Here is a 19,067-nt window from a genome sequence, read left to right as displayed (position 1 = left end):
ACCCTCATTAAATATTTCGTCACTTTGCGGGTTGGGCGGAACTTTCTGTTCGTCGCTGCAACATGAGGAGTCTAAGCGCTCGCGATGCGCTCGCTCCTCAACCGTATGACGTCTCGTGAGGTGCGACCCGCGAAATCCGAACGGGCGTTCGAACGGACGGCTGAAACGCGGTCCGGCCTGTGGCTCATCCTCGCGAACCTTGGCCATCTGCTCGGGGGCAAGGCGGCCGCGGGGGTGATGAGCCTCGTTTATCTGGTGCTCGTGACGCACCGGCTGGGGGCGGCTGAGTACGGCGTGCTGGTGCTGGTCAACGCCTATGCGGTGCTGATCGGCAGCGTGCTGGCATTTTCGGGGTTTCACGGCGTGGTGCGCTATGGCGGGATTGCGCTCGAAGCGGGCGATCGTGCCGGGTTCGCGCGGATCGTCCGGTTCCTCGCTGTGATCGAACTTGGCTGCGGCGCGGTGGCGGTGATCGTCGCCGCGTTGCTGGTGCCGTTGATCGGGCCGCGGCTCGGCTGGTCGCCGGACACTATTCGGATTGCCATTCCATATAGTCTGGCGGTGATCGCGACGGTCCGTGCGACCCCGCAAGGCTTGCTCCAGATCGCCAACCGGTTCGACTTGATCGGCATCCACCAGGCGGTGTCGCCGCTGATCCGGCTCGTCGGCGCGCTCGGGGTCTGGGTCGCGGGCGGCGGGTTGATCGGCTTCATCGCGGTCTGGCTGATCGCGGCCGTTGCCGAGGGGTTGGCGATGTGGGGTTTCGGCTGGGTGGCATGGCGCAAGCTGGCCGCAGGTGAACCGTTGCGCGGCCCCTGGCGCCACGCCGCCCGCGACACCGATGGCCTCGGGCGCTTCATCCTCATCACCAATTTCGACATCACCGTGCGCGAGCTCGCGCCGAATCTCGCCCCGTTGACGGTCGGCTGGTTGCTCGGGCCGGCGGCCGCAGGTTTGCTCGCGCTAACCCAGCGCGCCACGTCGCTGCTTGCCCAGCCGACGGTGTTGCTCAGCCAGGCGAGCTACGCCGTGCTTGCCGCCCAGGTAGCCCGCAATGATCTGGCCGCGCTCCGGCATACCGTCTGGCGGAGCGCCGGTCTGGCACTCGCGATCGCAGCGCCGATCGTGGCGATCCTAGCATTTGCCGGCGATCGGCTCCTGGTCACGCTGGGCGGCGCGAGCTTCGGCGGCGGTACCGTCCTGCTGATCCTGATCGCCGGCGCGCGTGCCGCGGGGCTAGCAAGCGCACCACTCGCATCGGGTCTGACCGCGCTTGGCTTGCCGGGCCGATCGATGACCGTCGGGGTGGTGACCAGTCTCGCGCTGTACCCGCTGTTGCCGGCGATGCTCTGGGCGTTCGGCACCGATGGGGCCGGATGGCACGCGCTGCTCCAGAACGGTGCCGCGATCGTCGCGCTTGCGCTGATGTTCCGCAGCGACGCAAAGGGTCGACCGGCATGACCATAGGCGGGCTCCGTGCGGTTTTCCTCGCCGAGCGGGCGATGCTCCTGCGGTTGCTTATCGCGCGGCTCGGGAGCGTCGAGGAAGCGGAGGACGCGTTGCAGGATCTCTGGCTGCGGCTGGAGACGGTCACCGGCGGCCCGATCGCCGAACCGCTCGGTTATATCTGCCGGATGGCGAACAACATCGCGGTCGACCGGCGTCGTCGCGCGGTGCGGCGCACCGATCGCGATACCGACTGGCTCGAAACGCAGGCGACCGCGGACGAGCATCCGGACGCCGAACGCGCATTGATCGCCCGCGACCGGCTTGCACGGGTAGAGGCGACGCTTGCCGGCCTGCCCGACCGTGTCGCAACGGCGTTCCGCCTGTACCGGTTCGACGACCTGCCGCAGAAGGCGATCGCCGAACGGATGGGCATCACCGTCAGCGGCGTCGAGAAGCTGCTGCACCGCGCCTATCTGAGAATCCACTTGCAGCGCAGCAATTCCGGTGTGGATATCACGCCGGCCAAACGTCTCCCTCATGAGGAGGACCAGCGCGATGGTCGATGAGTGGACCGACCAGGGCAGAGCAGACGCAGCGGCGGACCAGGCGGTGGCGTGGCACCTTCGCTTGCCCTCCGCCGATGCGGACGACTGGCTGGCGTTCACCGCATGGCTCGAAGCCGATCGCGCGCATGCCGATGCCTATGATGCGCTGACCCGCGCCGATGCGGAACTGGGCGATGCGCTGACGCCACCCGACTGGTCGGAGACGACGCCCCGCGATTGGTCGGAGACGACGTCCCTCGTCGCGGCCAACGACGATCGCCCCGCACCGCGCCGTCGCTGGGCGCTTGCGGCATTGGGTGGTCTTGCCGCCGCGGGTATCGCCGGCGTGATGCTGCCCTTGGAGACCGACCCCGCGGTGCGGATCGTCGAGACGGCGCGTGGCGTCCGTCGCGCGGTCATGCTCGGCGATGGCAGCCGGATCGACCTGAATGGTGGCACGCGACTGGCGATCGACCAGAGTGCCGTACGGCGGGTGACGCTCGAGCGCGGCGAAGCGACCTTTCACGTCACGCACGATCCTGCGCACCCGTTCGTCGTCCAGTCGGGCGAAATGCGGCTCCAGGACGTCGGTACCGTCTTCAATGTCGCACGCGTCGGCGCGCATCTCGGCGTCCAGGTGGCCGAAGGTGCGGTGATGTTCCAGCCCGATGACGAGCGGATCATGCTGACCGCGGGCGCGGCCCTGTCGCATCTCGACGGTCAGGCGCCGCGTCTGTCGGGAGTCGCGGTCGACGATGTCGGCAGCTGGCGCAAGGGACGGCTCGTATTTCAGCAGACTCCGGTACGGCTGGTCGTCGCCGCGCTGGAGCGCAGCACCGGGACGGTTGTCAGGGTCGCACCGGCGCTGGCGGACACGCCGTTCACCGGATCGATCGGAGTCACGGGCGGCGCGGATCGCCTGATCCCCCGCGTGGCCTCGCTGATCGGGGCTCGGGCCGAGCACGTCGATGGTCGCTGGCGTCTGGTTGGAGGCCATGCCGGTCCGTAAACTTCGCCTGGCCATTTCGCTGCTCGTCGCCCCGTCGTTCGCATTGTCCGTGCCCGCTCCCCTCCAGGCGGCGGCGCGACGGCCGATCGCCATCGCGCCGGGTCCACTCGATCGTGCGATCGGTGTGCTCGCACAGCAGACCGGGGTCGATATCGGCAGTGCCGAGCCTGGGTTGGGGCAGGTCAGCGCGCGCGGCGTCCAGGGACGGCTGACCGTCGCCGATGCGCTCGATCGACTGCTCGCGGGTACGGGATACACGGCGCAACGGCTCGTCCCGGACAGTTTTCGGATCGTTCGTCGCCGGATTGCGCCACGTCCGGTGCGGCGTTCGCCCCAGTCCGTAGCGCCCGACCGGCCGCCGATCATGCCGGCCGTTGCCGAGCCGACGCCCGATGTGGTCGTGACCGCGACGAAGCGCGCGACCTCCCGCCTTCGTTTTCCGGGAGCACTGACGATCTTGCGCGCCGATGGCACCGCGCTGATCGGCGCCGACGCAACCGGCGGGATGGACCGCGCGATCACCGCCACGCCGATCCTCCAGGGGACCGCGCTAGGGGCGGGCCGCAACAAGCTGTTCATCCGCGGCGTCGCCGACAGTAGCTTTACCGGCCCGACGCAAGCGACCGCCAACGTCTATTTTGGCGAGGTGCCGGTCGCCTATAACGGCCCGGACCCCGGGCTGAACCTGTACGACGTCGATCAGGTGGAGGTGCTCGAGGGGCCGCAGGGAACGCTGTACGGCGCCGGTGCGATCGGTGGCATCGTCCGGCTTGTCCCGCACCCGGTCGATCTGACGCGTGAGGCCGGCAGCCTGTCGGGCGGCGTCAGCACCACCCGATCAGGGGCGCCGGGCGGTGATCTCGCCGGCATGATCAACCTGCCGATCCGCACTGGAGTCGTCGGCGTGCGCGCGATTGGCTACACCCACGTCGAAGGCGGCTATATCGACGACGTGCGCCGCGGCTTGCGCAACGTCAATCGTGTGGAGACGACCGGCGGACGCCTCGACGTGCGGGTCGCACCGGCGCGAGGCTGGACGATCGACGCCGGGATCGTCGGGCAAAACGTGTCCGCGCCCGACCTTCAATATGCCGAACGCGGTGCCGGTCCGCTGGCGCGGGCCTCGCTGCTCGCCCAACCCTTCGAGCAGCAGTATTTCCTCGGTCGCCTCGTCGTCGACAAGCAGTGGGACGACGGCCTGCATCTGGTCTCTGCGACCGGTCTGGTCCACCGTGACGCCGAAAGCCGGTTCGATGCCACCAAACCCAGCCAGCCGACCCTGCCGATCGCCTATGATACCGACGAGCGCAGCCGGCTGTTCTCGCACGAGGCGCGGCTGTCGCGGACGGGGACGAACGGCGCCGGGTGGCTGGTCGGGGTCGCGGTGATCCACGCCCGCGATGCCTATGCCCGTATGTACGGCGTTCCCGACCGGCTGCGCGATATCGTCGGCGTCACCAACCGGACGTTCGATGCCGCGATGTTTGGCGACGTCGGCGTCGCGATGACACCGGCGCTGACGATCACGGCTGGTGGACGCCTGACCCACCAACGGAGCGATGGCGATCCGATCGCCAGCTTGCGTACGACCAATTTCATCCGCGGCCGAAGCGTCACCCGGGTCGATCCGACGCTTGGCGCATCCTGGCTCCTCACTCCCGGACTTGCTGCGTTCGCGCGCTATCAGTCCGGCTTCCGGACCGGCGGGATCACCGTCGCCCCGGGTGTGGGCCGGGTCGCCGATCTGGTGCCCGACAGCATCCATGTGGGCGAGATCGGACTTCGCCGGGAACGCAAGGGGCCGCTTGGGTTGTCCGGATCGATCGGTTTTTCCGTGGCCGACTGGCGGCATATCCAGGCTGATCTGGTCGATCGATCGGGCTTCCCCTTCACCACCAATCTCGGCAACAGCCACATTCGTGGTGCCGAAGCGAGCTTCGACTGGGTACCGGTGGCGGGGCTCAGCCTCGACGCGGCGATGTTCCTCAACGACACGCGGGTCACCGACCCCAATCCCGCGCTGCGGCGTCAGGTCGGTACCAGATTGCCCAATACGCCGCCCTTCGCGGTATCGGGCGGCATAAGCTACACCTGGGTACTTGGCACTGAATCACACATGAGCACCAACGCCACCTGGCGCTATGTCGGCCGCTCGACGATCGGGACTCAAGCGCCGCTCGACGTGTCACAAGGCGAGTATGGCTCTACGCATTTCGGTACGACATGGTCGAAAGGACGCGTCCGGCTGAGCGGCACGATCGAGAACGTGTTCGACGTCAAGGGCGACCGCTTTGCCGGCGGTAACCCGTTCGTCCTGGCCGCGCGCACCGAATATACCCCGCTGCGACCGCGCACGGTTAGACTCGGTGGCAGCATCGCGTGGTGATGTCCTAGCGGATCGGCTTGAGCGACCCGCCCTGGAGATAGGTGAGCGTCACGGGGACGACCGTCATACCGTTCCCGACGCGGACCTGAACGGTTTTTGGATCTGGTTTGCGCGAGAACAGCATGTCGAACAACGTCACGTGCGGGTTGCCCGATGCGCCACCGCCGTCGCTGCGATCGGTCTTGCCGTTCGCATTATAGTCGTGGCGAACGTCGACCGCATACACGCCAGGCCGCGCGACCGGCATGCAGACCGCGACGATGCCGTCACGCGGTACGGCGATCTCAGTCCGCAGCAACGCATGCTTCTTGTCGAAATAGCTCGACGGCGCACCACCGAACACGCGCACGCGGACGGTCCCGGCGCGCGACTTGAAACCGGTGACCTCGACCAGAAGCGCGGGATGGGCGCTACCGGGCGCGCACTGTGCAGCGTCCGGGCCGATCGGCCGGACAGCCGCGCTCGGCGCCATCAACAGCGCCGCCAAATATAAGCTTACCATGGCTGTGGAAGTGGGGCGTCGGCAGCCTTGTGCAAGATGCGGAGCACCGTGCGCCTCTGTTACCCACCTCAGTCCGGGGTGCCGGCTTTGTGGTGCGCCGCTACCGGCGACGCACCCCGTCCGACATCAGAAGCTCACACGTCCGCCGAGCGACAGCACGACCGCCGAGGCGTTGCGCAGCGCACCCGATGTCAGGATGTTGGTCTGCGCGGCGGTGCCGACATACGCCGCCGTGATGCGGTCGATCGTCGTGTTCTCGAAGTCAACATATTGCGCGGCGGCGTCGAGCGCGATGTGCGGCGACAGCTGGTACGAGCCACCCGCTGCATAGGTCCAGCGATCGGCGTCGGGCACGCGTGCGTCGCGCGAGCCGTCCTGCGTCGGCGACTTGGTGCGCTGCAGACCTGCCCGCACGGTGAGCTTCGGCGTGACGTCATAGTCGAGGCCGCCCGCGAGGCTCCAGCTGTCCATGTAGTTCTCGGGGATCGCGGTGTTCAGCGGTGCGCCGAGATCGATCGTGTCGAACTTGCTCCAATTGTACGCGACGACCTGCGCGTTGAGCGTCAGCTTGTCGGTACCGCGGAACCGGCCTGCGACGATCACCTGACCCGGGGTGTTGAAGGCAGCCTTGGCGCCCGACACGGTCGTGTTCGATGACGCAAGCGGACCGACGAGGCCGCTGACGGTGAGATCACCCTTCAGATTGTGCCGGATGCTCGACTTGTAGCTAACGCCGACCGTCGCGAAGTCGTTGTGGAGCTGTACGCCCGCGGTCCAGCCGAAGTCCCAACCGTCGCCGCTCAGTTCCTGGCGACCATCGGGCAGCGCCGCGGAAAGGTTGGGGAGCGCGTTGCTAAGCGTTGCGTCGGTATATTCGACGTTCAGCGCACCACCGACGCGGAGCCAGTCGGTCACGACGATACCGACCGACGGCTGGATATCGATCGTCCGCAGCCGCGTCTTGTCGGCGCTGTAGCGGGCCCAGCTATCCCCATCATAGTTGGTTGTGAAGCTGAACGGCGAGGTCACCGCGAGGCCGACGGCGATCCGGTCGTTCAGCGGATAGGCGATCGACCCCGATGGCACGACACCTTTGTTGATCGGATCGCGCGAGTTCGACTGGCCGCTGATCCCGGTGCAGGCCTGGCCTGGGCGGCAGATCCGCGTGCCGGTGTCGACCACGTCGCCCTTCGGCAAAATTGCGGACGCGCTGAGCGTCGCGCTGCCGTCGCGGATGCCGGCGATCGCGGCCGGGTTCCACCACAGCGAGTCAGGACCTGTGTCGGCGCCTTCGCCCGAGAACGCACGGCCTGCGCCGCGTGCGGACTGCGCCTGGAGATAGAATGCGTCGGCATAGGCGGTGCTGGCGAAGCCGAAGGCGGACACGAGAGCGGATACCGCGAGAAGCGGAGCTTTGTTGCGAACTGTCATGGGTAAGGTCCTGAAAGCTGTACTGATAGGGGGAAGGCGAAGGCGGAGGCGTGGCCTCAGCGCACGCGCGTCCAGGTCTGCGTCTTGCAGAGCGGGAAGAACACGCAGCCGCGCAGCTTCAGCTGGTTCGCACCGAGTGGCGTGATCTTGCCGCTATAGGTCTTGCCGTCCTCGGCATTGTAGACCTGCCCGCTGCTCCAGACGCCGTCCTTGTCGGGCTTGAACCCGCTCAGCATCTGCATGCCCTGGATCGGGCGATTGCGCAGCGCAGTGTTCGAGTTGTTCGCGTCCTTCATCGAAGGATTGGCGCGGAGTGCGTCGGAGGTGAGGATCTTGCCGCAGATCGACGGGCCGCAGCGGGCGATCTCGACGATGGCGTTGTGCGTCTCGGTCTTCCAGCGACCGATGACGGTCTCGGGCGTCGCGGAAGCGCCAGCGAGCAGAGCACCGATAATCAACAGGGACATCTTCTATCCTCTCCTAGTGTCGTTTGATGGCGCCGTATGCGTACGGTCACCGAATGTCTCGTCAGGTCGTCGACGTTATCGCTACCTTGTTGCCGTATACGGCAGTTATTGGTCCCGACTAGAATTGTACGAAGACAAGTCAAGTCTTCTTACCGATTCCAGCGGGTGAAAAGTTTTCATGGACTTATCGTTCCTCCGCGCACGCGGGGGCCCAGGGCAACGAACGCGGCGCTGCTTGATCCTGGGCCCCCGCTTTCGCGGGGAAACAGGGTCAGTTGCGTAGCGGCTTGCCCGTCTGCAGCATGTGGACGACGCGGGCCTGGGTGCGCGGATCCTTGACGCTTGACATGAACGCCGCGCGCTCGAGGTCGAGCAACTGGTCCTCGGTCACGGTGTCAACCAGATCGGCTTCGCCGCCAGTCAGCACTTCCGCAAGGCGATCCGCGACGACGAGGTCGTACTCGGTCGCCATCCCCTTCTTGTGGAAGTCCGCCACCGCCATGTTCAGCCCCGTCCAGCCGCTCTCGCCGGCAAGGCGGAAGGTCGGCTTCTCCGGTGCCGCATAACCCTCGACCAGCGACAACGCCTTGGCCTTTGCATCGGCCAGCAACCGGTCGCGGTTCATCGTGATGCCGTCGTCCTTGCGCAGGATCATCATCTCCTTCGCCTCCGCCGCCGACTTGGCGACCTGCGCGGTGGAAACAGCCTGGAACACCTTGGTCAGCACCGGCATCGGCCCGTTCGGCAGCGTCCGCGACTTGGTCCAGCGGTCTAGCATCTCGCCATTGCCACCCCAGCCGGGAACCAGCCCGACGCCGCACTCGACGAGCCCTGCATAGGTCTCGGCATGCGCCTGCACCGCATCGGAGTGGAGCAGGATCTCGCACCCGCCGCCGAGCGCGAGCCCGGCAGGCGCGCTGACGACCGGGAAAGGCGCGTATTTGAGCGCCTTGTATGCCTGCTGACCACCCGAGACGCTAGCCTCGACCATGTCCCAAAGGCCCGCCCCGACCGCGAACATCGCTGCGCCGAGGTTCGCACCCGCCGAGAAGTTCGAGGCTTCGTTATACACCACCAGCGCCTTGAACCACTCGCGGACGACCGGGATCGCCTCGTTGATGAGCGCCACGACCTGATCGTCGAGCGCGTTCATCTTGGTGTGGAATTCGAGCGCCGCGACGCCGTCGCCGACATCCCAGAGCGAAGCCGACAGGTTCTGGAGGATCGGCTGCGAGCGGAGCTTGATGTCCTCCAGCAGTTCGACGCCGTCCGCGCGCGGCACGTCGGCATAGTTACCGTCAGACGTGAGATACTGACGCTGGCCGTTCTCGACGCGGTAGAACGGAAGATCGCCGGCGGTCGTCAGGATCGCAGGAACGTCGCGACCTTCCTCGGCGAGGCGCGCGGCGAGCACGCCGGGACCCATCCGGTCGATCAGCTCGAACGGCCCGTATTTCCAGTTATAGCCGAGCTTCATCGCGTCATCGATCGCGACGATATCGTCCGCCGCTTCACCAACGAGCATCGCTGCGTAAGACAAGACGCTGCCGAGTATCGTCCATGCATAGGTGCCGATCTTGCCCGGCTCCGCGATCAGCGCCGCGAGTTCCTTGCCGGTCTTGCCTGGCAGCTCAGCGGGCTTCGCTTCCGCACGGTACTCACCAGTCGCGAGATCGAGCGACAGCTTGGTCCGCGTCGCCTTGTCGAAGCGATAGAAGCCACCCTTGCCCTTGCGGCCGGTGAACCCTTCCGCGATCATCTTGTCGACCAACGGCAACTCGCGCACCGTATCGAAATAAGGATCGCCGGCCGGCAGCGTGGACGACAGGCTCTTGGACAGCAAAGGCATCAGATCGACGCCCACGAGGTCGACCAGCCCGAAGATACCGGTCTTCGGCACGCCCATGGGCCGCCCGCCGATCTGGTCCGCCTCCTCGACGGTCAGCCCCTGGTCCATCGCCGCGTTGATCGCGATCGCCAGCCAGTAGGTGCCGATGCGGTTGGCGATGAACCCCGGCGTGTCCTTCGCGCGAACGATCCGCTTGCCCATGAAGCGATCGACGAAATCTTCGACCTTCTCCGCGACCGCGATGTCGGTATGCTCACCGCGGACGATCTCGACCAGCCGCATGTAGCGCGGCGGGTTGAAGAAGTGCGTGATCAGGAAGTCGGCCTTGAACTGGTCCGAGCGTCCCTCGACGAGGTTGCCGAGCGGGATCGTCGAGGTGTTCGACGACACCGCGGTGCCCGGACGCTTCAGCGCTTCGAGCTTGGCATAGAGCGCCTGCTTGATGTCGAGCCGCTCGACGATCGCCTCGACGATCCAGTCGCACTCGGCGACCCGGTCGAGGTGATCGTCGATGTTGCCCGTCTCGACCAGCTTGGCCGCCCGCTTCGACATGAAGGGGGCGGGGTCGGTCTTGAGCATCTTGGCGACCGCGCCCTTGGCCACTGCATCGCGGTCGTCACCCTCGCGGGGTACGATATCGAGCAGCAACACCGGGATGCCGGCGTTGGCGACCTGCGCCGCGATGCCTGCGCCCATGACGCCAGCGCCAATGACGCAGACCTTTTTCACAGCGTCGACCATCATGCGCGCTCCAGCACCGTTGCGATGCCCTGACCGCCGCCGATGCACTGCGTTGCCAGCGCATAGCGGCCGCCCTCGCGCGCCAGCAGCGACGCCGCCTTGCCGACGATCCGAGCGCCGGTCGCGCCGAGCGGATGGCCGATCGCGATCGCGCCGCCGTCGAGGTTGATCGTCTCGTCCTTCAGGCCGAGGTCGCGGATGCAGGCGATCGCCTGGCTCGCAAACGCCTCGTTGATCTCGACCACATCGAGGTCCGCGACGGTGATCCCGGCACGTTCCAGCGCCTTCTTCGACGCACCGATCGGGCCAAGCCCCATCGTCTCGGGCGCGCAACCCGACACGCCGATCGACTTGATCCGTGCGAGAATCGTCAGCCCGTGCTTCTTGGCGAACTCTTCCGAGGTGACCAGCACCGCAGACGCGCCATCGGTCAGCGGCGAAGACGTGCCGGCGGTCACCGAGCCCTCCGCGCTGAACGCAGGCTTCAGGCCGGCGAGCGCTTCGGTGGTCGTGCCGGCGCGGATGGTGCCGTCCTGGCTGACCGGGCCCGCCTTGGTCTGGATCGTCACGATCTCGTCCGACAAGCGGCCATCGGCACGCGCTGCGGCGGCCTTGTCCTGGCTCTTCACCGCGAACGCATCCTGCTCGGCGCGCGTGATCTGGTACTGCCGCGCGACGTTCTCGGCGGTCTCGCCCATGCCCATGTACGCGCCGGCGCTCTTCTTCGCGAGCGCGGGGTTGGGGAGGGGGTTGTAGCCGCCCATCGGCACGCGGCTCATCGACTCGAGCCCTGCGCAGATGAACGCCTCGCCCGCGCCGACCGCGATCTGGCCATAGGCGATGTGGATCGCGCTCATCGACGATCCGCAGAACCGGTTGACCGTCATGCCGCCGACCGAGATCGGCAGGTCGGCGATCTGCGCGATCAGCTTGGCGACGTTGAGGCCCTGCTCGCCCTCGGGGAAGGCGCAGCCGAGGATGATGTCCTCGATCTCGGCGGGATCGACGCCGGTCATGTCGAGCAACCCGCGAATCGTCTGCGCGGCGAGATCGTCCGGACGGACGCGGGCGAGCTCGCCCTTGCCGGCGAGGTGGAACGGCGAACGGGCGTACCCGGCGATGACGACGTTGGTCACGATGATCCTCTCATATTGCGGTCGACCCGGTTAACGCTTGCGGGTTACCCTTAAGGTGCGATACCTCACCTTTACGTCAAGGTGAAGCGGCCGACAATATGGCTTACGCACATCGAGTAATGGAGAGCGAGATGCAGGACACTTCCGGGGGCAAAGCGATCGGTGTGCCGTTGCAGGGCGAGCCACGGCTGCTGGGCGACATGCTCGACGCGTCGGTCCGCCGGTTCGGATCGCGCAACGTCCTCGACTTCATGGGCCGGACCCTGACCTATGCCGAACTCGGCGAGTCGGTCGATCGGGCCGCCCGCGGGCTTCAGGATCTCGGCGTCGTGAAGGGGACCCGGGTTGCGCTGTGCCTGCCGAACACGCCCTATTACCCGATCCTGTTCTTCGCGATCCTCAAGGCCGGCGGCATCGTCGTCAACGTCAACCCGCTCTATGTAGAGCGCGAGCTGGCGCATCTGCTCGAGGATTCGGGCGCGACGATCATCGCCACCTGCGACATCGCCGAAATCCACGCGCGTGTGCTGAAGGTCGCCGGGCAGATGGGCGTGAAGCACGTCATCACCTGCCCGATCGCCGGTGCGTTGCCGACGCTGAAGTCGATCGCCTACCGCCTCTTCAAACGCGCCGAGATCGGCCACGCCCCGAGCGACGCGCGCCATTGCACGTTCGATTCGCTGTTGAAGGCGAAGGGCGCGCCGGTCCCGGTCGCGGTGTCGCCGACCGAAGTCGCGGTGCTGCAATATACCGGCGGCACCACCGGCGAGCCCAAGGCGGCGATGCTCAGCCATGCCAATCTGGTGTCGAACGCCGATGCGATGATGGTGTTCGTCGGCGGCGAGCAGCCCCATCAGGACCGGGTGCTCGGCGCGCTGCCGCTGTTCCACGTCTTCGCGCTGACGACAGTGCTGACCTATTCGATCCGCGCGGGCGCAGAAATGATCCTTATGCCGCGCTTCGAACTCGGTCAGCTGCTCAAGACGATCGCACGCACTAGGCCAAGCTATTTCCCCGCGGTCCCAACGATCTATGCCGCGATCACCACCGCCGCCGAAACGCAGACGATCGACCTGTCCTCGATCCACGCGTGCATCTCGGGTGGTGCGCCGCTGCCGGCGGAGGTGCGGATCGCGTTCGAGGCGGCGACCGGCGCGAAGCTGTGCGAGGGCTATGGCCTGTCGGAGGCTTCGCCGATCATTACGTGCAATCCGATCGATGGCCTCAACAAGCCCGGCTCCGCGGGGCTGCCCTTTCCCGGCACGACGATCGAGATCCGCGACCGCGAGGACCCGACGCGGCTGCTGCCGATCGGCGAGAATGGCGAGATCTGCGCACGCGGGCCCCAGATCACGCAGGGCTATTGGCACAAGCCCGCCGCCACCGCGGACCTGTTCGCTGACGGGGCGCTGCGCACCGGCGATGTCGGGCACCTCGACGAAGACGGCTATCTGTTCATCGTCGACCGGATCAAGGATTTGATCCTCGCCGGCGGCTACAACGTCTATCCGCGCGTGATCGAGGAGGCGCTGTACGAACATCCCGCGGTGCTCGAAGCGGTGGTCATCGGCGTGCCCGACAAATACCGCGGCCAGGCCCCCAAGGCGTTCGTCGTGCTGGCCGAAGGTGCGGTCGCTACCCCGCTAGAACTGCGCGATTTTCTTCGCGACAAGATCAGCAAGATCGAGCTTCCCCGCGAGGTCGAAATCCGCGACAGTCTCCCCAAGACGCTGATCGGCAAGCTCTCCAAAAAGGAGCTTGTCGCAGAAGAGGCCGCAAAGGCCGCAGCGACGGAGGCGAGGGGAGTGGACGCGTGAACGACCGACAGGACGATCTTACCGGCATACAGGAGGTCTCGCGCATGCTCGGCGTGAGCGCGCGGACGTTGCGGTTCTACGAGGACAAGGGGCTGATCGAACCGTGTAGGATCGGCACGACGCGGGTCTACACGCGGCGTGAGGTGGCGCGGATGCAGTTGATCCTGCGCGGCAAACGCCTCGGCTTCACGCTACGCGACATCGAGGAGTTCCTCGACCTCTACGATGCCGATCCGCAGCATGTGGAACAGATGCGCGCGCTGGCGGAACGCTGTCGGCAGCGTATCGACCTGCTGGATGCGCAACGCGAGGCGATCGTCCAGACGCGCGATGAGTTGGAGAAGATCGAGCAGGAGGCGCTGGCGCGGATTCCGGCAGGGTCGGTCTGACACCTGTGATCGCTCGTTAGGAACGAGCGCCAACCAATTGAAACGATAAGACCGCAACGAACATCTACCTCCCCGGCGAAGGCCGGGGCCCAGTTGGAAAGGTGGTAATAGCGACGCGCAGCACTCAGTTGGCGACGTCTCCCAACTGGACCCCGGCCTCCGCCGGGGCGGGGCACATCGTACCTTGGAGAATTCTTACAATCCTCCCCCGCCAGGGGGAGGTGGCTGGCGCTTGCCAGACGGAGGGGGCGGAAAGGGAAACCTCTGTTACGCATCCTCCCCCTCCGTCACCTTCGGTGCCACCTCCCCCTGGCGGGGGAGGATCGTACGGGCCTTCGATTAAAGCCCCACCACACCCCCATCGTTCTTCGTGATCACGATCGTCGCCGACCTCGGCCGCGACGGCGTCGTCACCGCACCTGCCTGGTTTGCCGGCCAGCTGCTCGTGATGTTCGTCGGCCCGCCATTCTCACCCGGATGCTGGATGTTGACGAACAGCGACCGGCCATCCGGCGTCGAGTGGATGCCGGTGATCTCGCACTCCTTCGGCCCCACCAGAAAGCGGCGCAGTGCCGCGCCCGGTGCCTTGCCGATCCGGGTCGTGACGCTGCCGGTCGCCGCGCCGATCGTGCTGGTCACCGTCCGCGTGCCACCGTCGTTGACGATCCCCGGGACCGACGCGAGCAGCATGCAGTTGGTGACGTCCGTGAATGCCCCATCGTCGGTCTCGATCCACATCACCGGCGCGATCGTCCCCGAGGCGTTGCTTGGCAGGCCGAACCACAGGCCGTCCGGCGATGAGAAGTCGTTGGTCGCATCGAGCCCCGACAGGTTGATGTTGGTAGCATCCAGATCGGAGCCCGCGCCGAACGCATAAATGTCCCAGGCGAATGTCAGCGCCTCGGACGTATCCCCCGTCTCGCGCAGGCGGATGATGTGCCCATTGGCGTTACCCGTGGTCTGCCCGCCGGTGGTCTTCGGATCGACATACGCGCGCGGGTTGGCTGCATCCGCGGTCGCCACGGTCCGAGACGAGTTGTTGGTCAGCGTGCAATACATCTCGCCCGTCGCAGGGTTGACCGCAGTCCACTCCGGCCGATCCATCCGCGTCGCACCCAGCGCATCGGCAGCGAGACGCGTGTTGATCAGCACATCGACCTGGCTAGCAAACGAATAGGCCGCATTGGCCGAGGTGAGGGGCCCCTGGCCGAACACCAGTGGCATCCACTGCCCGCTGCCATCCGCTGCGAACTTGGCGACGTAAAGCGTTCCGGTATCCAGATACTTGTCGCCGATCGCCAAGCGGTTCGCCGCGCTCGCATCCGCCGCAGACCACGGCGTGGCCGACACGAACTTGTAGATATATTCGTTCTGCGCGTCGTCGCCCATGTAGAAGGCCGGCTTCACGCCCGCGATCGTCCGGCCGATCTGGCAGCCCTCGTGGTTCATGCGACCCAGCGCAGTCCGCTTGCGCGGCGTCGAGGTAGCATCGAACGGATCGATCTCGACCACCCAGCCGTACTGGAAGATCTCGTTTCGGAAATCGCCCGAGCCGTCGGCGGGAGCACCGGCCTGCGCGGTGATGTTCCACCGCGAATACAACGTGCTGGTCGTGTCCGCCGGGGCCACTGTCGACCACCCGTAATTGCCGCCGGTATTGCTCTCGGACTTGCCATATCGCGTCAGCGACGTGTTGGCTTTCACACCAACCGCGCCGGTCGCCGCACGGCGCGCGGCATCGCCGACTTCACGCTTGAAATAGCCAACCCAGTTCTCTTCGTTCGTCAAATACGTGTGCCAAGGCATTGTACCATTGGCACAATTATTGATCGTGCCGCGACCCGTGGTGGCGTCGGGGGAGTAGCGCGTCTTGAGGCTGTCGGCGCCGCGCACCGGCCCCGAAAAGCTCATCGGCGTCAGCGGCGTGATCCGGCGGTTGAACGACGACGCGGTCGCGTAGCTCCAGGCGGCGGCGCGGTTGATCTCGATCACCGACACGCCGTGGCACTCCATCTCCTTGAGCGCTTCGGCCTCGGGACGGACCCCGCCGGTCGTGGTCGCACCGTTCGGATGCAGATACGCCTGCGTGATGTTCTCGTGGTTGAGCACGAGCAGACCACGCGTGTTGCCGTTCGCATCCGGCGTACCCGTGGCGGACATCCCGAAATAGCTCATGCCGTCATGATGATCGCCCGCGCGCTTCGAGAAGGTCGCATCGGTGCCGTCATTGACATAGGCGCCGACGCCGCTGCCGATCGGATCGCCGAGGCGATACAACACGGTGACGGCGTATCCCGACGGTACTGCAACCACATCGGCGAGACTCTTCGCAACCGCCGTGAAGCCCAGCGACGCCGCGCCGACCGTCACGCTGGTCGTCGCGGTCACCGATCCGCTTGCCGAAACGGCGGTGAACAGGAAGCTCAGCACCGTGCCCGCGGTGGCACCCGGCACGACGAACGTCGCAACCGTCGTCGTCGCGCCTGCCAGCGTTACCGTCGGTCCAGCCGTCTGCGTCCAGCTCACGCTGTCGACCTGGCCGATCGCGGCACCGGTCAGCGTCGCGACGCGGCCGGCGGTCGAAGTGCCCCCGGCGGTCGCGGTCACCGTGACAGGGTCCGAGCCGCCGTTATTGTCGTCGTCGCACCCGGTCAGCAACATGCCGCCGAACACCGCGGCGGCCGTCGCCGACATACCGCCCATCAAGGTCTGGCGCCGCGAATAGCGCACCTCGATCAGGTCGTTGAGATGCGGGTTCGCGGTCGGATTGGTATCGATATCGCCGTCGGTATAGATGGTCTCGAACGTCATGCTTGGTCCCCCCGGGGATGGTTGCGTGGTGTGTAACGATGCGTGAGAGTTAGAATTTCGCGCCCAGCTCGACGCCGTAGAAGCGTGGCTCGCCGGCGATGTAGGTCGGGATGCCGAAGCCCCCGCCGGTGTTGCCCGCGTCGATCAGGTAGCGCTTGTTGGTCGCGTTCCGGACGAAGCCGCCGACGCTGTAGCGCCCCTGCGCGACCTCCAGCCCGGCGCGGAGGTTGACCAGCGTATAGCCCCTCTGGCTGACCGCCTCGGTGTTCGGCAGCTCGAAGAAAACCTTCGATTTGTAGGTGACACTCGGCGTCGCGTAGACGGTCACGCCGCCCACTGGCGCGCGCAGGATCAGGCCGCCCGACGCCGTCGTCTTGGGCTGAAGGCGGAACTGGTTGCCGGCATAGGGGCCGTTCGCGACGTCGTCGCCGATACCGCCGTCGATATACGCAAACGTCGCGAATGCAGACAGATACGACGCGAGCTTCAGATTGCCTTCGAGCTCGACGCCGACGCTGTTCGCCGAATCCGCGCTGCGGACCGTCGTCACACCGTTGCTCGTCACCGAGAACTGAAAGCCGTCATACGTCTGGTAGAACACCGAGGCGGCGCCGCTGAACGGTCCAACCTGGCCCTTGATGCCGCCTTCGTAATTCCAGACCTTCTCTTCCGGAATGATCTGGAGGTTGGGACCGACGCCGAACGCGGTGCGCTGTGCGGCAAGCTGGACCACCGGCGAGCGCCGGCCCTTGCTGATCGTGCCGTACAGATTGACCGCGCTGTTGAGCTTCAGCAGCGCGTTAAAGCGCGGCAGGATCGCGGTGAAGCTCCTCTCGGCGACGAACTTGCTGCCGTTGGTGTTCGCCGTGCCGAGCAGGCTCGACTGGATACCGAGCGATGCGAGGATTACCGAGTTCGGCTGGACCGAGGAATACCCCGACTGGCGATCCTCGATCAGGATGCGGGCGCCGGCGGTCAGCTCGAGCGCGGGCACCGGGATATAGGTCGCATCGGCGAATACCGAGTAGGTATTGTTCCTGCCAAAGTTCGTGAACTCTGCCGCGTAAGGTATTGCGGTGGCACGTCCGCCGGTCAGGATCGACGTCGCGCGGGTGGCCGGGATCGTGCCGTTGGCGGCGACGCAGCCGGTCTCGGTCGGAATGCCCGCGCGGTTGAGCGCGGTCCGGATCGGCTGATACGCCGCGGCAACCGAGCAGGCGAGATACGTGCCCTCTTCCGTCGCGAACGGAACGCGCTGGAAGCCGTTCTCGAAGAACGCGTTCCAGCCGACCGAGGCGCGATACTTCGGCCCTTCGAAGGCGAACCGGCTTTCATGGCTCCACTGGTCGCCCTTCGCATCCTCGGCGAATTCGAGATAGGCGGCGGGCCCACCATCAGCGTCGAAGATCTCAAGTGCGTCGAACCGGCGATAGCCGTTGACGGTGGTGAAGGTGATCCCCGGCGACAGCTCCGCGGTGATCGTCAAATTGGCGTCGTAGACGTTGCGGTCGAGCCCGAGTTTCCGAGCGCCGAGCACCGCCGCGCTGTACGGCGAGCCCGACAGTTCGGCATAGCCATAGTCGCCGGTCTGGCCGCCGGTCGGGGCATGCGCGCGGCTCTTGAACGCGGTGCCGGGGTTGCGCTGGCCGTCATAGGTCAGGACGAGATCGGCGGTGATGCTGTCGCTCGGGCGATAGCGCAGCGATCCGCGGATGCCGCGCTGGTCCTGGCCGTTCAGATCGTCCTGATCGACACCGCCCTGGTTCTGGTTCGGCACGTTCGCGTCGCCGGCGATGTTGCGGACATAGCCGTCGCGGTATTTGTAGGCGAAGGCGATCCGCCCGGCGAGCACGTCGTTGCCGGCGTTGAGGAAGCCCGACACCTGCGTGCGGTTGAAATTGCCGTACGAGCCGTTGATCGCGCCCGACACGCCGGGCTGCGGTTTTGCCGAGATGACGCTGATCGCGCCGACCGCGGCGGCGGTGCCGAACAAGGTCGCCTGCGGGCCCTTCACGACCTCGATCCGCTCCAGATCGTACAGGTCCTGATACGCGCCGCGCGACCGGCTGATGTCGATGCCGTTGTAATAGAGCGTGACGCGGGCGCCCTGCTGCGACGATCCGTTGTCCGAGGTGATGCCGCGGATCACGAAGCCCGGATTGTTCGCGCTCTGCTCCTGGATCTGCAGGCCGGGAATATAGGCGGCGACCTCGGTCAGTGAATTGACGCCGATCGCGGCCATCTTCGCGCCGGTCACTGCGGTGACGGTGACGGGGACATCGGCGATCCGCTGTTCGCGCTTCTGCGCGGTGACGACGATCTCATCGTTTGGCGTGCTGGCCTGGACGTCGGCCCCTGCGGCCGCCTGTGCCGACGCCTGCGCGAGCGCGGCGGTCGAGCAGGTCGTGGCGAGCGTCGCAACTGCGAGCCGCGTGAAGATGCGTGTCATTAAGTCCCCCGTGTCGTTGGGGAGGCACTAGGGGCGGCGCGTGACGTTTCGACGTCGCAATGATGAAGGCAAGATGACTATTGCGT

13 protein-coding genes are annotated in these 19,067 nt (G+C 66.2%); 6 read left to right on the top strand and 7 right to left on the bottom strand.

The genetic code is table 11. The features are described 5' to 3' along the window. Positions 1-84 precede the first annotated feature (84 nt). The 4 genes from C8J46_RS01130 to C8J46_RS01115 are packed head-to-tail and all read left to right on the top strand — an operon-like array spanning position 85 to position 5,389. Positions 85-1,461, top strand: coding sequence for a lipopolysaccharide biosynthesis protein (locus C8J46_RS01130; protein ID WP_243643158.1), 1,377 nt, complete (start codon positions 85-87; stop codon positions 1,459-1,461). Then, entirely contained in the window at positions 1,458-2,015 is a 558-nt protein-coding gene (locus tag C8J46_RS01125; protein ID WP_243643157.1) for an RNA polymerase sigma factor, read from the top strand. Before C8J46_RS01130 ends, C8J46_RS01125 begins: the two co-directional genes overlap by 4 nt. Further along, the gene (locus C8J46_RS01120) at positions 2,005-3,003 is read left to right on the top strand and encodes a FecR domain-containing protein (RefSeq protein ID WP_165886427.1); all 999 of its coding nucleotides are present in this window, start codon (positions 2,005-2,007) and stop codon (positions 3,001-3,003) included. The genes C8J46_RS01125 and C8J46_RS01120 overlap by 11 nt, the downstream gene beginning before the upstream one ends. Beyond that, positions 2,990-5,389, top strand: coding sequence for a TonB-dependent receptor (locus C8J46_RS01115; protein WP_132734260.1), 2,400 nt, complete (start codon positions 2,990-2,992; stop codon positions 5,387-5,389). The genes C8J46_RS01120 and C8J46_RS01115 overlap by 14 nt, the downstream gene beginning before the upstream one ends. A 4-nt stretch (positions 5,390-5,393) precedes the next feature. Here the strand turns inward: C8J46_RS01115 and C8J46_RS01110 are convergent, their stop codons facing one another. The 5 genes from C8J46_RS01110 to C8J46_RS01090 form a co-directional block, all read right to left on the bottom strand. After that, the gene (locus C8J46_RS01110; RefSeq protein ID WP_243643156.1) at positions 5,394-5,891 is read right to left on the bottom strand and encodes a DUF2141 domain-containing protein; all 498 of its coding nucleotides are present in this window, start codon (positions 5,889-5,891) and stop codon (positions 5,394-5,396) included. A gap of 126 nt (positions 5,892-6,017) precedes the next feature. After that, complete coding sequence (locus C8J46_RS01105; protein WP_132734258.1) at positions 6,018-7,322, bottom strand: porin; 1,305 nt, start codon at positions 7,320-7,322, stop codon at positions 6,018-6,020. A 56-nt stretch (positions 7,323-7,378) separates the two neighbouring features. After that, positions 7,379-7,789 (bottom strand): DUF2147 domain-containing protein, encoded by a 411-nt coding sequence (locus C8J46_RS01100; protein ID WP_132734256.1) that lies wholly within the window; start codon positions 7,787-7,789, stop codon positions 7,379-7,381. A 271-nt stretch (positions 7,790-8,060) separates the two neighbouring features. Beyond that, positions 8,061-10,379, bottom strand: coding sequence for a 3-hydroxyacyl-CoA dehydrogenase/enoyl-CoA hydratase family protein (locus C8J46_RS01095; protein WP_132735268.1), 2,319 nt, complete (start codon positions 10,377-10,379; stop codon positions 8,061-8,063). After that, on the bottom strand, positions 10,379-11,515 hold the full coding sequence (locus tag C8J46_RS01090) for a thiolase family protein (protein WP_132734255.1): 1,137 nt from the start codon (positions 11,513-11,515) through the stop codon (positions 10,379-10,381). The genes C8J46_RS01095 and C8J46_RS01090 overlap by 1 nt, the downstream gene beginning before the upstream one ends. 131 nt (positions 11,516-11,646) lie before the next feature. Between C8J46_RS01090 and C8J46_RS01085 the strand changes: the two genes are divergently transcribed. Then, positions 11,647-13,332, top strand: coding sequence for a long-chain fatty acid--CoA ligase (locus tag C8J46_RS01085; RefSeq protein WP_243643155.1), 1,686 nt, complete (start codon positions 11,647-11,649; stop codon positions 13,330-13,332). Next, positions 13,329-13,721, top strand: a complete 393-nt coding sequence (locus C8J46_RS01080; RefSeq protein ID WP_121885031.1) for a MerR family DNA-binding transcriptional regulator — start codon at positions 13,329-13,331, stop codon at positions 13,719-13,721. Before C8J46_RS01085 ends, C8J46_RS01080 begins: the two co-directional genes overlap by 4 nt. A 339-nt stretch (positions 13,722-14,060) precedes the next feature. Here C8J46_RS01080 and C8J46_RS01075 read toward each other — a convergent pair whose 3' ends face one another. Further along, entirely contained in the window at positions 14,061-16,532 is a 2,472-nt protein-coding gene (locus tag C8J46_RS01075; protein ID WP_132734254.1) for a PhoX family phosphatase, read from the bottom strand. 49 nt (positions 16,533-16,581) lie between these two features. Then, on the bottom strand, positions 16,582-18,981 hold the full coding sequence (locus C8J46_RS01070; protein WP_132734252.1) for a TonB-dependent receptor: 2,400 nt from the start codon (positions 18,979-18,981) through the stop codon (positions 16,582-16,584). Between the last annotated feature and the right edge of the window lie 86 nt (positions 18,982-19,067).

The organism is Sphingomonas sp. PP-F2F-A104-K0414, from assembly GCF_004340945.1.
Taxonomy (GTDB): Bacteria; Pseudomonadota; Alphaproteobacteria; order Sphingomonadales; family Sphingomonadaceae; genus Sphingomonas.
This window is presented reverse-complemented; position numbering and strand designations above follow the sequence as displayed.

Bases quoted from the DNA above. Each gene is read 5' to 3' on its own strand.
- C8J46_RS01100 (WP_132734256.1), bottom strand. From the start codon at position 7,789: ATGTCCCTGTTGATTATCGGTGCTCTGCTCGCTGGCGCTTCCGCGACG.
- C8J46_RS01130 (WP_243643158.1), top strand. From the start codon at position 85: ATGCGCTCGCTCCTCAACCGTATGACGTCTCGTGAGGTGCGACCCGCG.
- C8J46_RS01105 (WP_132734258.1), bottom strand. From the start codon at position 7,322: ATGACAGTTCGCAACAAAGCTCCGCTTCTCGCGGTATCCGCTCTCGTG.
- C8J46_RS01085 (WP_243643155.1), top strand. From the start codon at position 11,647: ATGCAGGACACTTCCGGGGGCAAAGCGATCGGTGTGCCGTTGCAGGGC.
- C8J46_RS01075 (WP_132734254.1), bottom strand. From the start codon at position 16,532: ATGACGTTCGAGACCATCTATACCGACGGCGATATCGATACCAATCCG.
- C8J46_RS01120 (WP_165886427.1), top strand. From the start codon at position 2,005: ATGGTCGATGAGTGGACCGACCAGGGCAGAGCAGACGCAGCGGCGGAC.
- C8J46_RS01070 (WP_132734252.1), bottom strand. From the start codon at position 18,981: ATGACACGCATCTTCACGCGGCTCGCAGTTGCGACGCTCGCCACGACC.
- C8J46_RS01115 (WP_132734260.1), top strand. From the start codon at position 2,990: ATGCCGGTCCGTAAACTTCGCCTGGCCATTTCGCTGCTCGTCGCCCCG.
- C8J46_RS01110 (WP_243643156.1), bottom strand. From the start codon at position 5,891: ATGGTAAGCTTATATTTGGCGGCGCTGTTGATGGCGCCGAGCGCGGCT.
- C8J46_RS01125 (WP_243643157.1), top strand. From the start codon at position 1,458: ATGACCATAGGCGGGCTCCGTGCGGTTTTCCTCGCCGAGCGGGCGATG.
- C8J46_RS01095 (WP_132735268.1), bottom strand. From the start codon at position 10,379: ATGGTCGACGCTGTGAAAAAGGTCTGCGTCATTGGCGCTGGCGTCATG.